This window comes from Streptomyces sp. 2-1 (assembly GCF_048564895.1).
GTDB classification, from domain to species: domain Bacteria; phylum Actinomycetota; class Actinomycetes; order Streptomycetales; family Streptomycetaceae; genus Streptomyces; species Streptomyces phaeochromogenes.
The window spans coordinates 1,231,661-1,247,310 of the sequence record NZ_CP183383.1 but is presented as its reverse complement, the minus strand read 5'-3'; the positions used below and the strand labels follow the sequence as shown (position 1 = coordinate 1,247,310).

The window sequence follows — 15,650 nt, the reverse complement described above, 5'->3', positions numbered from 1 at the left end:
GGCGGGCGTGTACGGGTGGTTCGTGCGCGGGCCGGTCGCGCGGCGGGCGCGAGGGCGGGCGCGGTCAGCCGTCGGTGAGCTTCCCGCCGGTGACGACCTCGACCTCGTCGACGGTGACGGTGCAGCCGCGCATCGCGATGTCGAGGTGGGCGTACGACTCCCGCCCGAGGACCGGATGCGGGCCGGTGGACCACAGGAAGTTCCCGGCGAAGGCGCGGGCGTCCATGCCCATCAGGTCGTCCTTGCCGTACATCGCCGTGGCGAACCAGTCGGCCGTACGCATCAGGCCCCAGCCCATGTGGGAGAGGCTGCGCGCCCACTCGTCCTGGGCGTCCTCGAAGAAGGTCGACAGCAGCTCGGCCTCGGCGCCGCCGGACACCTTCTCGATGTGCCCGCCCTCGATCTGCAGGGTGACGGGGGAGCGGACGTACTCCTTGAAGGGCAGCAGGATGTCGCCCTCGGCGAGCACGATCTGCCCGTCGGAGATCTCCGGCCAGCACAGCACCATCGTGCTCGGCCAGTGATCCCAGCGGCCCGGGTCGTCGGCGAAGCCGCACTGGAACTCCGGCTTGGATCCGGCGAGTTGAACGGTGAGGTCGGTGCCCGCGTCCGAGGTGACCCGCATGACGGACGACCGCTTCAGCAGGTCGACGCCCTCCAGCACCTCGGCCTTGTCGCCCTCCTTGGGCAGGTTGCGGATCAGTACGTCGGGGGCGTCACAGACGAAGATGATGCGGGTGCCGGCGCGCAGGATCTCCTGCTGGACCGGCGCGTGGATGAAGCCCTCGCGGGTCAGGTCGACGACGAGGTCGGCCGACTTCAGCAGGTCCTGCGCGGTGGTGTCATTGAGTACGGAGACCAGGCCGGGACCGGCACCGGTGTGGGTGCTGGGCATCGGCGCGGGGCTGCCGCCGGGCACGGTCGCGGAGATGACATGCGCTCCGCACGCCTTGGCGGCGCCGAAGGCGGCGGCGATGTAGTCGCCGCGGCTGCCGGGCTCGGACAGCACCACGACGTGCTCGCCGCTGCGTACCTTGCACAGCCGCAGCTCGCGTGTGAAGGCGTCGAGCAGGTCGACGGACGAAAGGTCGAACACGTGCTTCCTCCAGGGTTCGCTGAGGGTTGCCGATCGCGTTCTCCCGCAGGCTGCGGGCATGGCGCAGACACGCTCCGGGCATGGCGACGGAAGGGGAGAGCGACAGTCGGGGGAGGGGACGGAGAGGGGGAGCGAAGAGGGGAGACGGGGAGCGGAGGCAGGGTCGACCGACCCCGCGGCGCATGAGTTGAGCAGCGGTTTCGGGACGGTGGGTGCCGCCCGACAGAGATAATCCGAACACGTACTATCTCGGCTTGGCAAGGGGTCGCGCGCCGAGTTAACACGGTTATTTCATGACGGGCCGTCAGGGAAATCGCACATTTCCGGCCCGACCCCGGGCTTTGCGTGCGCATCGCTTTCGGGTGTCTGTTACGCCTCGGTCAACCGAGGGCGGGCTTGTGCGGCGGGCTCGTGGGAGCGACCGTCGGACGCCTCATCCACCGATTTCGAGCAGTCCCCGCCGCACGGCCTCGGACACGGTGCCGGCCCTGTTCTCGGTGCCGAGCTTGCGGTAGATGCGGACGAGGTGCGTCTTGACCGTGGCCTCGGCGAGATGCAGGGCTGTCGCGATGGCCCGGTTGCTGTGTCCCCGGGCGAGTAACCCGATGACTTCGAGTTCGCGCTCACTCAGCACCGGGTCGGTCCCCATCGTCCCGCCGACGAGGTGGGCGGTGGCCTCGGGAGCCAGGCCCATGCCCCCGGCCGCGGCGGCGCGTACCGCGCGGAAGAGTTCTTCGGGCGGGCCCGCCTTGAGGACATAGCCGCGAGCGCCCGCCTCCATGGCCCGGACGACGTCTCCTCTGGTGCCGTAGCTGGTCAGGACGACGACATTGACACCGGGAACGGCGGCCGTGATCCGGCGGGTCGCGGCGATGCCGCCCATGTCGGCGTCGGCAGCCGCGTCGCCGTTCGTCAGCCGCAGGTCCATCAGGACCACGTCGGGTCGGTGCCGGTCGGCGAGGAGCACGGCCTTCTCGCCGTCGCCGGTCTCGTCGATCACGTCGAACCCGGGCTCACCCTCAAGCAGGGCCCGCAGACCGGCCCGTACGACGACATGGTCGTCCACGATCAGGATCCGTACCGCCGCGCCCGCGGCAGTCTCGTTCATGCCGCGCCCGCGGTGACACGCGCCCGTACCGGGAGGGTCGCTCTGGCCCAGGTCCCGCGTCCTGGTACGCCGTCGACGGTGAGCGAGCCCTCCAGCTCGGCCAGCCGTTCGCGCGCGGCGGCCAGTCCGAATCCCCGCCCGTCCTTGCCGGGGAGCGCGGCCGAGGGATCGAACCCCCTTCCGTCGTCGCTGACTTCGACCGCCACGGCCCCGTCGGCGTGCTGAAGGGTGACCCGGACATGTGAGGCGCGAGCGTGTTCGCACGCGTTCGCCAGCAGCCCGCGGGTCACGCGCAGTAGGGCGACGGCCCGGTCGTTGGGCACCGGACAGGGCTCACCCCGTGTGGAGACGGAGACCGCGGGGGCTCCTGGAGCCGCGTCCGCGCGAGCGCAGAGCTCGTGCAGTGCCGTCTCCAGGCCGTCGCGTTCCAGACCGGGCGGGGTGAGGTCGTGGATGATTCCGCGGGTCTCCGCGAGGTGCGTGCCGAGCGCGTCGACCACGGCCCGCACCTGTCGCCTCGCCACATCGGGCCTGCGGTCCCAGTCCCGGTCGGCGGCCTGGAGCAGCATGCGGCTCCCCGCGATCTCCTGGGCCAGGGTGTCGTGCAGGTCCCGGGCGAGGCGGGCCCGCTCGGCAAGGCGCCCGGCCTCGCGCTGGCGGGCCGCCAACTCGCCTCGCGTGGCGGTCAGTTCACGCATCAGCCGGTCCTGGGTGCGGTGCAGGGCCACGGTCGCCCAGACGGCCGCTGTCGGCGGTGCGACGAGTTCGAGGTCGAACCCGCCCCTGATCCGGACGAGAGTCGCCACGAGCACCACGGTCGTCACCCAGAGCGCCGCGAGAGGCAGTCGGCGGCCGGGCATCCGCTGCGCCACCACGGCCAGCGGGACGGCCAGCCATACGTACCCGGTGGTGAGATCGGCCGGCAGGATCCAGCAGACGCATCCCCACAGCAGCAGGAGCAGCGCCAGCCAGGCTGGCTTGCCCCGGGTGCCGAGCCGGTCCCACCGCATCAGCCCGCCCACGTACACCAGGGCCAGTACGACGATGGGAGGGGCGACGACCCAGCACAGCCAGGTGTGCACGGTGATGAGCCGGGCGAGGGTGCCGACGACGACCGCCAGGAAGACCAGGTGCGGAAGTTGCCGCGCCGACAGGGGAAGCCTGCGCAGGGTGGATCGAGAGGGCGGCACGGCGGCGGCTCCCTGCTGGGTGACGGTCACGACAGGAGCGGCAGACTTTAACCCGAACCAGTGTGTGACCGGCGTAAACCGGCAGGGAGCCGTCGCCGGGGGCACCCGGGGTCAGCGGCCCGGGTGCAGGCCCAGGACCCCGGGGGAAGGGGCGCCCTGGACCTCGCCGAAGTACAGCGCGAAGGTCTGCTTGAGCCGCTCGACCCCGGCGCGGTCCTCCATGAACACCGGGAAGCCGTCCATGTTGGCGTCCTTGTACTCCCAGATGGGCTTGAGGCCGCTCTTCAGCGGGATGTCCGTACGGACCGACCAGCCGCTGAACGACGACCCCTGGACCTCGGGCGACAGCATCCAGTTCAGGTACAGCTTGGCGGCCGTCGGGTGGGCGCCCTGCTTCAGGATCGCGGCCCGCTGCCCCCACGCCATGAACGGGTGACCATCGGTGGGAAGGGCCCACCTCGACGCCCCGCCGGTCGCCAGCAGGCTGCCCGAGGAACCGACACCGATGCTCTTCTGGCCCGCGCCCACCGCGACGCCCGCCTTGTGGGAGCCGCGCGCGAACTGCGGCTGCTGCGCGGCGAACTTCGCGACCCACTTCCAGCCGTACTTCCGCACATAGAGCGAGAACAGGTACAGAACCGCGTCGTCGTCATGCGGGTACGAGGAGGCGATGGCGCCCTTCCAACGCGGGTCGACGAAGTCCAGCGGCGTACGGGGCGCATCGGCGCCGACCGCCGCCACGTTGTAGACGAAGCTGAACGCGACAGCCATGACCGCCGTCCAGGCGCCGCCCGGATCCTTGAGCTTCGGATTGACTGCGGAGAACCCGGCGGGCTTGTAGGACAGCAGCTCGCCCTGTCGCCCCCAGCGTGTGAAGTCCTGGAGGGTCTGGAGCTGGACGACGTCCGGGACCAGGGTGTCCGTGGCGAGCTGGTTGTCGATGCGGACGTCGTGGAACTTGCTGTAGTCCACGACGATCGTCAGATCGATGCCGGGGAACCTGCTCCCGAACCCCGCCCGGACGCCCGCCAGTTGGTCGTCGACGTCACCGCCCGCGTAGACGACGAGCTTTCCGCCCTCGGCGAGCGCGGCCTTGTACAGCTGGTCGAGCGACCGGGTCTCCTCGCGGACGAAGGCGCCGGAGGACGATCCGGCGCCGCTCCTGTCGCCGCGCGTGTTCTCCGCGGCGCTCGCGGTGGCGGCCCCGGTCGCCGCGGCCACCGTCGCTCCGGCACCGACCGCGAGAATGCTGCGCCTGCTGATGTTGCTGGACATGGGTGGGGGGTCCTCTCTCCGCCTGCCGAGCCCTGGTCCCGCACATCGCGACCCCGGGCTTGATCCGGGTCGAAGCGGCTCGGGTTTGATCCGGGTCGACCGCGGGCGAGACGAGTCTCCGGCCCGGACAGGCGTTCGCGCGTCGCCCATCGGCACGCACCTCGTTCAACTCTTCGGTTGAACGCTGCTCGGCGTCGCGGGCTCCCGTACGGCCGTGTGTGTTGGCTGGGCGAAATGGCGGGCCGCGGCCAGGACGAGCACTGCCAGGGCGGCCGGTGCCGCGTAGGCCAGGCGGAACTCGCCAGTGGAGCCGAGGAGCCCGCTCACGGCGCCACCGGTGACGACGCCCGCGTAGTTGAAGAGGTTCAGGCGGGCCAGGACCGCCTCCGAGGCGCCCGGACGCAGCCGCGCGGCAGAGGCCAGACACAGCGGGGCCAGCACGGACGCCCCCAGCCCCACCGCCCCGGCCGCGAGCACGGCGAACGGCCAGCTCGGCGCGGCGGCCATGCCCGCCAGAGCACCCGCGACCAGCAGGGCGGCGGTACGGACGACGGCGCCCGCACCGAACCGCTGCACGAGCCGGTCGGTGGCGGCGCGGCCGACCACAGTGCCGGCCTGGTAGGCCGCGTACGCCATCGGCGCCACCGTGAGGGACGCGTCGAGGGTCCGGCGCAGGTAGACCGCGGACCAGGCCGAGACGGTGGAGTCCACGACGTAGACGACGAGGAGGACCAGACCGAAGGGCAGCAGCCGGCTCCACAGGCGGCGGCCGAGCGGCGGCTGCGCCGACGGGGACGGCGATTCCGTGGCGGCGGGCAGGGCGTGCGTGCGTACGCAGACGGCGACGGCGAGCAGGATCCCTGCCTGCACGGCCAGACCGCCCGCCACGGGCCACCCCAGCCGGGCCGCGGCGGCGGTGAGCAGGGCCGAGACGACTCCGCCGACGCTCCACGCCAGGTAGAAGGAGCCGAAGACACTGCGTCCGTAGGCGCGCTCGATCGCGGCTGCCCGGGTGTTGGTCCCGACGTCGAGGGCACCGATCGCGATCCCGAAGAGGACGTACGCGCAGATGGCGGTCGACCGGCCAGGGGCCACGCCGATCAGCGTCAGTGCGACGACGGCCGCCAGGAGGGCACCGCGCATCGTGGCGACGGGTCCGGCGACACGGATCGCGGCCAGACCGAGGAAACTGCCCGCCCCGGCCATCAGCGCCACCGTGACCATCAGGGTGGTTGTCAGGAGCGGAGCCAGCCCCAGGCGTTCGGTTACCGCGGGGACGGTCGTGTACACGGCGGCGATGGACACGCCCTGCGCGGCGAACACGAGGGTCGCGACCCTTCGGGCGCCGGCCTTGGAGGCAGGGCGCCCGGTCTCTGCCCGGCCTGGAGCACTGACTGACATGCGCAGGACGTAGCCAGCCGCGGCGGGGCGGACGCAGGACGCCGGGGGCCGTACAGGGGACTTCGGGGGCCAGCGGTCACGGCCGGTGATGCCCGGGTGCCTACAGACGCCGGCGGCCGAGTCACCTCGGTGTTCCCCTGTGGGAGATCCGACTTGTTCGCATGACTTGTTCGTCGGACTCAGTCGCTATGATGGTCGGCATGGCTCACGTCTCCGCGGCCGAGCGCCGCCCCCAGCTGATCAAAGCGGCCATCGACTTCATGACGCGGGAAGGCGTCGCGGCCGGCAGTACGCGTGCCATCGCCGCAGAGCTGGGGGTGGCCCAGGCCACGGTGCACTACACCTTCGGCACGAAGGAAGGGCTGTACCTCGCGGTCATGGAGCAGCTCACCCAGGATCTGGTGGCCCAGGTCGAGGGGGCCGCACCGGCCGACGGAGGGTTCGAGGAGACGGCGAGCGCGTTGGCGGCCGCACTGTGGCGGACGGTGCGTGAGCAGCCCGAAAGCCATCAACTCCTCACGGAACTGACGATGTTCGCGCTCCGCTCGCCCGCTCTGAGCGAGGCCCTCGAAGCCCACTACCGGGGGGTGACCGAGGTGACCGCGCGACTGATCATCGAGGCGGCCGAACGCACCGGCCAACCCCTCGCCCAGCCCGTGGACGCGATCGCGCGGTTCTTCCTCGCCGGGTTCGACGGGCTCACGCTGCAGCACCTCGCGCTCCCCGACGAGGAGGCCGAACGCACCTGCCTCCAGGCCTTCGTCTCCGCGGTGGTGGCGATGGCCGGAGGCCGGCTGGAGCTGGTGCCCGTACCCGCGAACTGACAACGCCACAGGGCGCACTCGTACGGTACGAGTGCGCCCTTGGCTTGTGGTCGGTCAGCTGCGTGTGTCGAGGGTCTCGGAACGGATCAAGACGTTCAGGTTGGCCATCGAGGTGCGCATGTTCGCGCGCATGCCCGGCTGCTGTATTCGGTCGAGCAGGAGTCCGACGGGGCCGAGGCCGATGACGTATTCCACCTTGTACGTCATCTGCGTGGCCTCCCTCCCCTCCGTGCTCCGGACCGGCGCGAACTCGAAGATGCTGGTCACCTCCTTCAGCGGGGCGAACCCGACGCCGGTGTCGACGCGGCGCCTCAGGGGATCGATCTCCACCACCGTCCACACCGAGTCGGTGCGCAACGGGCCGAGGGTGCGGTTGCGTTCGGCGTACGTCCTGCCGAGGGTGGCGATGCCGTGGTGGTCGGTGACCTCGATGGCACCGGCGACCCACTCGGCGTAGCGGTCGGTGCGCGAGACGATCTCCCAGACGCGCTCGACGGGGGCGTCGACGACGGCGTGTTCGGTGACGTGGAACCTGGTCATGAGCAGTTCTCCTTCTTCGTTCTGTGATCGCGTACTGGCTGGTCCCGGTCAGCTCTGGTGCAGGAGTTCGGTGGCGGTGTGCAGGCCGGAGCGGACCGCGCCGTCCATGAAGCCGTTCCAGTAGGGGGAGAACTCGGATCCGGCCCAGTGCACGCGCCCGAACGCCCGGCCCAGCCACTCCCCGTACTCGGTCAGCACTCCGGGGGCGGCGACGGACGTCGGCCCGCCCTGGGTCCACTGCTCGGCGGTCCAGTCCTGCTCGACGTAGTCGACCGTGTCGTAGGCCCGTTCCCCGACGACCTGGGCGAAGGAGCGCAGCACCGCGCCACGGCGCTCGCGAGCGGGGCGGTGCGCCCACTTGCGCCACTCCTTGCCGCCGAGGAAACCCATGAGGACGCCCGGTCCGCCGTCGGGCGGGGAGTTGTCGAACATCTCCCGGATCGGTGAACCGCCCCGCAGCAGCCCCATGCCGGACAGGCCCTCGGCCCGCCAGAACGGGGTGTCGTAGACGGCCACGCACTTCATGAGCGTGCCGAACGGCAGCCGCTGGAACAGCTGGTCCTGCTGCGGCGGCAGCAGCGGGTCCCAGACGATGCGCGAGGCGAGGAGCGGCGGTACGGCGACGATCACGCGGTCGGCCCGCCAGTCACCGGCGTCGGAGACCACGGTGACTCCGCCGGCGTCCTGGCTGATCCGCCGTACCGGGGCCGACAGTTGGACGCGGCCGTCGAGTTCCTCGGCCAGCCGGGTCGCGACGAGCTGCGAGCCGCCGACGAACCGGCTGTCCTGGGCACCGCCGGAGGTACCGGTGCCGCGCTCCATGGTGCCGGGGTGGGTCTCGTCGCCGAACGTCGAGACGTACCAGAGGCTGAACAGCGCCGACGCGTCGCGCGCCTCGCCGCCGTACGCGGAGTTGAGGAAGATGTTGATCAAGTCGACCGCGTCGCCGGTGATCTCGGCCCTGCGCAGCCAGGTCTCGTACGTCATGCCGTCCAGGTCACGTGCGTTCGGGGCCCGCCACGGCGCCGCCGGGGGCACCTTGGCCGCCGCCTGGCCGATGCGGGCCAGGGCGATGCCCATGTCGGGGAGGGCGAGGAGGTCCGGGGGAGTGTGTCCGGCGAACCGCCTGGCCCTGCCGTCACGGACGTAGACACGATCACCGGGTACGGCGGCCTCGTACGTGGCCACGCCGACCTCCATGGCCAGCGCCAGGACGCGGTCCTGGGTCGGGCCGACGAACTGTCCGCCGATCTCGGTCACCCGGCCGTCGCCGAGGTCGTGGTTGAGCAGCCGTCCGCCGACCCGGTCGCGGGCCTCCAGGACGGCCACGGACTTGCCCGCGGCGACGAGTTCACGCGCCGCGGTGAGTCCGGCCAGTCCGGCGCCGATCACGACGACGTCGGTGTCTCGCCTGCTGTGTGTCCGGGGCGGGGTCTGGGGCACGGTCACTCCCTGGCTCAGGGGGATGGAGGGGTCGGCGAGTAACTTACAGGCGACATGGTCGTCTGACAATGTCGAATGATTCTGTCGCTCGCGCTAGGTGTTTGACCTGCCCTTTTGAGCGAATGGCGTGCGTCACGGTCCATGGACTAGGTCGAGCGACTTGAGCAGGTGATAAAGTCGGCCCATCGATTCCGTTCGAGGGAGTTCGTCATGGCCGTCCTGCTTCATCGGCTGGGCCTCAGCGCCTACCGCCACCGAAAGCTCGTCCTGGGTATATGGCTCTTCGTCCTGGCCGCGCTCATCACCTGCGTCAGCGTCTTCGGCGGCAAGCTCGACGACCGCTTCTCGGTGCCGGGCACCGAATCGCAGCGGGCGTTGGACAGCCTGAGCAAGACCCTTCCGGAGGCATCGGGCGCGAGTGCCCAGATCGTCTTCACCGCGCCCGAGGGCCACCGGGTCACCGAGACCCCCTACACGGCAGCCATCGCCCGGGCCGTGGCGGAGGCCGAGCGGGCACCCCAGGTCAGCGAAGTCGTCGACCCCCGGTCCTCCGGCGCCGTCTCGGGCGACCGGACGACGGCCATCGTCCAGATCCAGTACCCCGTGCAGACCGCGGAGGTCCGTACGTCATCCGTCGACGCGATCCAGGACGCGGCCCGCGCGGCCGAGAAGGACGGGCTGCGGACCTCGGTCGGCGGTTCCGTCTTCAACAGCAAGGGAGTTCATGTCGGACCGTCGGAGATCATCGGCGTGGCCGTGGCGCTGCTCGTGCTCGTCGTCACCTTCGGCTCACTGCTGGCCGCCGGAATGGCGCTGCTGCCCGCCCTGATCGGTGTGGCGGTCGGTCTGGCCGGCCTGCTCGCTCTCGCACCCGCGGTCAGCATCTCCTCCACGGCCGTCACGCTCGCCCTGATGCTGGAGCTGGCCGTGGGCATCGACTACGTCCTGTTCATCCTCTCGCGCCACCGTCAGCAACTGGCCCGCGGAACCGATCCGAAGGAATCCGTCGCGCTGGCCGTCGGTACGGCCGGAAGCGCCGTCGTCTTCGCCGGCATCACCGTGATCATCGCGCTCGCCGCCCTCAGCGTCATCGGCATCCCGTTCCTGACCACGATGGGCCTCGGGGCCGCCGGCGCCGTCCTCGTCGCCGTGCTGGCCGCGATCACCCTCGTCCCGGCCGTCGCGGGATTCGCCGGTTCGCGGCTCGCCCCCAAGCCCGGCACTCGCGCCGCCCGGCGGGCCGCCGACGCCGAGGGGGCCACCGGCCGCACCACCATGGGCACCCGCTGGACCAAGTGGGTCATCGCCAAGCCGCTGCTGACCGTGCTCGCCGCGGCGGGCATCCTGGTGACCCTCGCCCTGCCCGTCACGGACCTGCGCCTGGCGCTTCCCGACAACGGCGCCGCCCCGCACGCCTCCACCGAGCGCAAGGCCTACGACACCATCAGCGAGAAGTTCGGACCCGGCTTCAACGGCCCGCTGCTCGTACTGGCCGAGACCGACGACGGTACGGCTGACGCGAGTTCACAGGCCGGCGCTCAAGTGGCCCAGAAGCTGAGCACGCTCAAGAACGTCAAGGCCGTCCTGCCGCCCCAGCCCACCAGCGACCCGACGCAGAGCGTCATCACCCTCCTGCCCGCCTCCGGACCCGACAGCGTCCGCACCGACCGACTGGTCCGCGACATCCGCGAGGCCGCGCCCGACCTCCGTGACACCACCGGCGCCTCGGTCGCTGTCACCGGCACCACCGCCGTCAACATCGACGTCTCCAACCGCCTCAGCGACTCCCTGCTGCCCTTCGTCGCCATCGTCGTCGGCCTCAGCCTGCTCCTGCTGATGATCGTCTTCCGGTCATTGGTCATCCCCGTCAAGGCCGCCGTCGGCTTCCTGCTCTCGGTGGGGGCCTCGCTCGGTCTGGTCGTCGCCGTCTTCCAGTGGGGCTGGCTGGCCGACGTCCTCGGCGTGCCCCACAGCGGTCCGGTCGTCAGCTTCCTGCCGATCATCCTGATCGGCGTGCTGTTCGGACTGGCCATGGACTACGAGGTGTTCCTCGTCTCCGGGATGCGGGAGGAATGGGCCCACACCGGCCGGGCCCGCCAGTCGGTCGTCGACGGCGCGCGGCACAGCGTACGGGTCGTCACCGCGGCTGCCCTGATCATGTTCACCGTCTTCGCCGGGTTCTTCCCCCTGGACGACTCCCTCATCAAACCCATCGCGTTCGCCCTGGCCGTCGGCGTGGCCATCGACGCCTTCGCCGTCCGGATGACGCTCGTACCGGCGGTACTCGCTCTCGCCGGCCGGGGCGCCTGGTGGCTGCCGGCCTGGCTGGACAGGATCCTGCCCGACCTCGACGTCGAAGGAAGCAGCCTCCAGAAGACGGCACCGGCGGAACACAAGGAACCCGAGCCCGTCTCCTGAGGATGCCGCGCGCGTCGTCGTGGCGGCGGGTGGCGCAGCCGGTGTACGTCTCACTGCAGCCGTACGCCGATGAGTTGTACGGAAGATCCGTACGGTCGCCCGGCACGGTGACGCGACAACTGCGCCTCACCGGCACCGTGTTGCACTGTGTTCCCGCACGTCCACACCGGCAACTGCCGTCCAAACACATTATCCGCACGATGTCACGGCTCGGCCCCGGCTCGCGGCGGGCCCCGTACAAAGTCGGACGATAGCTCGCCATACTGGACGAGCCAGGGGAGGGCGGGGCCGAGCGACGGGGGCGATCGCAGCAGATGGGGGACACCAGGCTGATCCAGGGCCGGTACCGGTTGCTCGACCTGATCGGTCGAGGGGGGATGGGAGAGGTGTGGCGTGCCCGGGACGAGTCGCTGGGCAGACAGGTCGCCGTGAAGTGCCTCAAACCATTGGGCCAGCACCACGACAACTCGTTCACCCGTGTCCTGCGGGAGCGGTTTCGCCGCGAGGCACGGGTGGCCGCGGCACTCCAGCACCGCGGAGTGACCGTCGTCCACGACTTCGGCGAGTCGGACGGCGTGCTCTATCTGGTGATGGAGTTGCTGGACGGGCGCAACCTCAGCCAGCTCCTGGAGGACAACAAACAGCATCCGCTGCCCGTCGCAGACATCGTGGAGATCGGCGAACAGGCGGCTGCCGCCCTCGCGTACACCCACCAACAGGGCATCGTGCACCGGGACCTGAAGCCCGCGAACATCATGCGGCTCGGCGACGGCACGGTGAAGATCTGCGACTTCGGCATAGCTCGCCTCGGGCACGACATCGGCTTCACCTCCAGACTCACCGGCACCGGCATCGCCATGGGCACCCCGCACTACATGTCGCCGGAGCAGATCGGCGGCGACCACGTCGACCACCGCAGCGACCTCTACTCCTTCGGCTGCGTCCTGTACGAGATCGCCACCGGGGCGCCCCCGTTCGACCTCGACGACGCGTGGGCGGTCCTGGTCGGCCACCGGGACACGGTTCCCGAGCCGCCGCGCCGCCATCGCGCCGAACTCCCCGAGTTCCTGGACCGGATCATCCTGGACCTGCTGGCCAAGGAACCCGAGCAGCGCCCGCACGATGCCCGTGAGCTGGGCCGCCGCATCGGCGCGGGCCGCACGGCTCCGGCGTACGTGCCGACCGTGGTGTCGCGTCCTGTGCGGCCATCGGCGCCGGAGCGGCCCGCCGCCCGTGAGGAGCGGCTGCCCTCCTGGACCCGCGGGATGACCACCGGCCACAAGGCGACCGGCGCGGGCCTGCGCACCACACCGCCCGACGCCGCCGCGGGCCTCACCGGCGACTGGATCGCCCGCACCGACACACGCGGCACGCAGGACCCGATTCCCGCCGAACGGCCCACACCGTCACCGGAGTTGGTCACCACACTCACCGGCCGGCACAACGCCGGACTGAGCCTCGGGCGGCTCGGTCGCTGGGCGGAGGCGGGCGAGGTGCACCGCGCGGTCGCCGCCGAACGCGAACACGCGCTCGGCCCCGACCACCCCGACACGCTGGCCAGCCGCTACGAGGTCGGCTTCACCCTCAGCCGCACCGGCCGCCCCGCCGACGCGCTGCGCGAATACGGGCACGTGGCCCAGACCAGGGAGCACGTGTTCGGCCCCGACCACCCGGACACCCTGGCCGCCCGCCAGGAAATGGCCTATGTGCTGGGCCAGTTGGGCCGCCACTTCGAAGCACACCAGGTCTACACGGCCGTACTGGCGGCCCGGGAACGCGCGATGGGGCCCGAGCACCCCGACACCCTGCGCTGCCGCCACAACCTCGCCTTCAACCTCAGCAGACTCGGCCGCCTGGAGGACTCGTACCGGATGGCGAGCGAGGTGGCCGCGTCCCGTGCCCGGGTGCTCGGCCCGAACCATCCCGACACACTCGTCACCCGGTACGAAGTCGCCTACGCGCTCGGGCAGTTGGGCCGTTGGCCGGAGGCGCTGCAGACCTATCAGGAGGTCGCCGAGGCGCGGGCGCAGGCGTTGGGCCCCGACCACCCCGACACACTCGCCGCGCGCTACGAGGTCGGCATCAGCCTCGGCCGGCTCGGGCGCAGCGCCCCGGCACTGGAGCTGTACCGCGCCCTGATCGACGACCGCACCCGCGTCCACGGTCCCGCCCACCCCGAGACCCTGCGCGCCCGGCACGGGCTCGGCGTCAACCTCGGCAGGCTCGGCCGGTGGGAGGAGGCGCTCGCCGAGTCCCGTGACGTGTGCGCGATCCGCGAGCGTGTGCTCGGCCCCGACCACCCGGACACCCTGGTCAGCCGGCGCGAGGTCGCCGTCGGGCTCGGCTGGCTCGGCCGGTGGGCCGACGCGCTCACGGAGTACCGCCAGGTGGCCGCCGCGCGCGAGCGGGTCCTGGGCGGCGACCATCCCGACGCGCTGGCCAGCCGCAACGACGAGGCGCACTGCCTGGAGCAGCTGGGGCGTGGCGCGGAGGCGGTGGAGTTGTATCGGAGGGTGGCGGCGCTGCGCCAGCGGTGACGCTCCGCTGGGGTGCGTGGGTTCCAGGCCGGGGGCTGCGCCCCCAGGCCCCCTGCCTAGGTTGTTGGTCGGGTGCGGGTCGGCTGTGGTTCGGCGCGCAGTTCCCCGCGCCCCTTAAGGGGCCGGTTGCCGCGTGTGTCTGGCCGACCTAGATCATCGCGTGTTACCAAGAACCATGGGTGCATTCGAGGGATACCGGGAGCAGGACGTCGTCATCGTCGGCGGGGGACACAACGGGCTGGTCGCCGCTGCCTATCTGGCGCGGGCCGGGAAGTCGGTGCTGGTCCTGGAGCGGCTGGGGGTCACCGGCGGGGCGGCCGTGTCGACCCGGCCGTTCGCCGGTGTCGACGCCCGGCTGTCGCGGTACTCGTACCTGGTCAGCCTGCTGCCCCGGAAGATCGTGCGGGACCTCGGCCTGGACTTCCGGGTCCGCGGTCGCACTGTGTCCTCGTACACCCCCACCGAACGTGACGGACGGCCGACCGGACTGCTCGTCGGGGGCGGCGAACGGCGCACCCGGGAGGCCTTCGCCAAGCTGACCGGGTCCGCCCGCGAGTACCAGGCCTGGCAGCGCTTCTACGGGATGACCGGCCGCGTCGCCAAGAAGGTGTTCCCCACCCTCACCGAACCGCTGCCCACCCGCGACGAGCTGCGCCGCCGCATCGACGACGAGGAGGCGTGGAAGATCCTCTTCGAGGAGCCGCTCGGGATGACCGTCGAGGACAACTTCAGCGACGACCTCGTACGCGGTGTCGTCCTCACCGACGCGCTCATCGGCACCTTCGCCGACGCCCACGACCCGTCCCTGCGGCAGAACCGCTGCTTCCTCTACCACGTGATCGGCGGCGGTACGGGGGCCTGGGACGTGCCGGTAGGAGGCATGGGCGCGCTCACCGACGCCATCGCCGGAGCCGCGCGCGCCGCGGGCGCTGTCGTCGCCACCGGCCACGAGGCGGTCCGCGTGGAGACCGACGGACGGGCCGCCGAGGTCACGTACCGGACCGCGGAAGGAGAGCGGACGGTCGCGGCCCGGCACGTCCTCGTCAACGCCTCCCCGCAGGAGCTCGCCCGGCTCACCGGCGACGAGCCGCCCGCCCCGGCCGAGGGCGCCCAGCTCAAGGTGAACATGCTCCTGAAGCGGCTGCCCCGGCTGCGCGACACGTCCGTCGATCCGCGCGAGGCCTTCTCCGGGACCTTCCACATCGCCGAGGGATACGAGCAGTTGGCGACCGCGCACGCCCAGGCCGCGTCCGGTGCGCTGCCCGAGGCGCCGCCCTCCGAGATCTACTGCCACTCGCTCACCGATCCGACGATCCTCGGCCCGGACCTGGTTCAGCAGGGCTACCACACGCTCACACTCTTCGGCCTGCACACACCCGCCCGGCTCTTCGCCCACGACAACGACGGCGTACGCGAGGAACTGCTCAAGTCGACGCTCGCGCAACTGGACACGCACCTCGCCGAACCGCTCGCCGACTGCCTGGCGACCGACGCGGACGGCCGCCCCTGCATCGAGGCCAAGACACCGCTCGACCTGGAGCGCGACCTGCGGCTGCCGGGCGGCAACATCTTCCACCGCGACCTCGCCTTCCCCTACGTGCAGGAGGACACCGGCCGCTGGGGTGTGGAGACCGCGCACGCGAACGTCCTGCTGTGCGGCGCGGGCGCGGTGCGCGGCGGCGGGGTGAGCGGAGTGCCGGGACACAACGCGGCCATGGCGCTGCTGGAGGCGTCTCCGTGACCCAATCCGTGACCGTCTCCGTGGCCGCCAAGTAGCGTCCGGCGACGGCTCGTTCACGCCGTCGCCGTCGCCGTCGC

11 protein-coding genes are annotated in these 15,650 nt (G+C 71.4%); 4 read left to right on the top strand and 7 right to left on the bottom strand.

The window, feature by feature from the left end; all coding sequences use genetic code 11:
* Positions 1–64 precede the first annotated feature (64 nt).
* The 5 genes from ACN20J_RS05630 to ACN20J_RS05610 form a co-directional block, all read right to left on the bottom strand.
* Entirely contained in the window at positions 65–1,096 is a 1,032-nt protein-coding gene (locus ACN20J_RS05630; RefSeq protein WP_189838981.1) for a hypothetical protein, read from the bottom strand.
* A 433-nt stretch (positions 1,097–1,529) separates the two neighbouring features.
* Positions 1,530–2,204: a response regulator transcription factor gene (locus ACN20J_RS05625; protein ID WP_419665389.1), complete on the bottom strand. Its 675-nt coding sequence runs from the start codon at positions 2,202–2,204 to the stop codon at positions 1,530–1,532.
* On the bottom strand, positions 2,201–3,424 hold the full coding sequence (locus tag ACN20J_RS05620) for a sensor histidine kinase (protein ID WP_419665388.1): 1,224 nt from the start codon (positions 3,422–3,424) through the stop codon (positions 2,201–2,203). The genes ACN20J_RS05625 and ACN20J_RS05620 overlap by 4 nt, the downstream gene beginning before the upstream one ends.
* An 81-nt stretch (positions 3,425–3,505) precedes the next feature.
* On the bottom strand, positions 3,506–4,669 hold the full coding sequence (locus ACN20J_RS05615) for an ABC transporter substrate-binding protein (RefSeq protein WP_419665387.1): 1,164 nt from the start codon (positions 4,667–4,669) through the stop codon (positions 3,506–3,508).
* A 165-nt stretch (positions 4,670–4,834) separates the two neighbouring features.
* A complete protein-coding gene (locus ACN20J_RS05610; protein WP_419665386.1) occupies positions 4,835–6,070 on the bottom strand; it encodes an MFS transporter in 1,236 nt (411 codons plus the stop codon).
* 200 nt (positions 6,071–6,270) lie between these two features.
* Here ACN20J_RS05610 and ACN20J_RS05605 point away from each other — a divergent pair, with 200 nt between their 5' ends.
* Positions 6,271–6,894 (top strand): TetR/AcrR family transcriptional regulator, encoded by a 624-nt coding sequence (locus ACN20J_RS05605; RefSeq protein WP_364182641.1) that lies wholly within the window; start codon positions 6,271–6,273, stop codon positions 6,892–6,894.
* Positions 6,895–6,948: 54 nt separating this feature from the next.
* Here the strand turns inward: ACN20J_RS05605 and ACN20J_RS05600 are convergent, their stop codons facing one another.
* Positions 6,949–7,434 (bottom strand): SRPBCC family protein, encoded by a 486-nt coding sequence (locus ACN20J_RS05600; protein ID WP_419665385.1) that lies wholly within the window; start codon positions 7,432–7,434, stop codon positions 6,949–6,951.
* Between the two features lie 48 nt (positions 7,435–7,482).
* Positions 7,483–8,877, bottom strand: a complete 1,395-nt coding sequence (locus ACN20J_RS05595) for a flavin monoamine oxidase family protein (protein WP_419665384.1) — start codon at positions 8,875–8,877, stop codon at positions 7,483–7,485.
* 210 nt (positions 8,878–9,087) lie between these two features.
* On the opposite strand from ACN20J_RS05595, the gene ACN20J_RS05590 reads away from it, so the two are divergent.
* From ACN20J_RS05590 to ACN20J_RS05580, 3 genes are all read left to right on the top strand, one after another.
* A complete protein-coding gene (locus tag ACN20J_RS05590) occupies positions 9,088–11,295 on the top strand; it encodes an MMPL family transporter (RefSeq protein WP_419665383.1) in 2,208 nt (735 codons plus the stop codon).
* Positions 11,296–11,609: 314 nt separating this feature from the next.
* Complete coding sequence (locus ACN20J_RS05585) at positions 11,610–13,832, top strand: tetratricopeptide repeat protein (protein WP_419665382.1); 2,223 nt, start codon at positions 11,610–11,612, stop codon at positions 13,830–13,832.
* A 175-nt stretch (positions 13,833–14,007) separates the two neighbouring features.
* Complete coding sequence (locus ACN20J_RS05580; RefSeq protein ID WP_190228430.1) at positions 14,008–15,573, top strand: phytoene desaturase family protein; 1,566 nt, start codon at positions 14,008–14,010, stop codon at positions 15,571–15,573.
* The last annotated feature ends 77 nt before the right edge of the window (positions 15,574–15,650 follow it).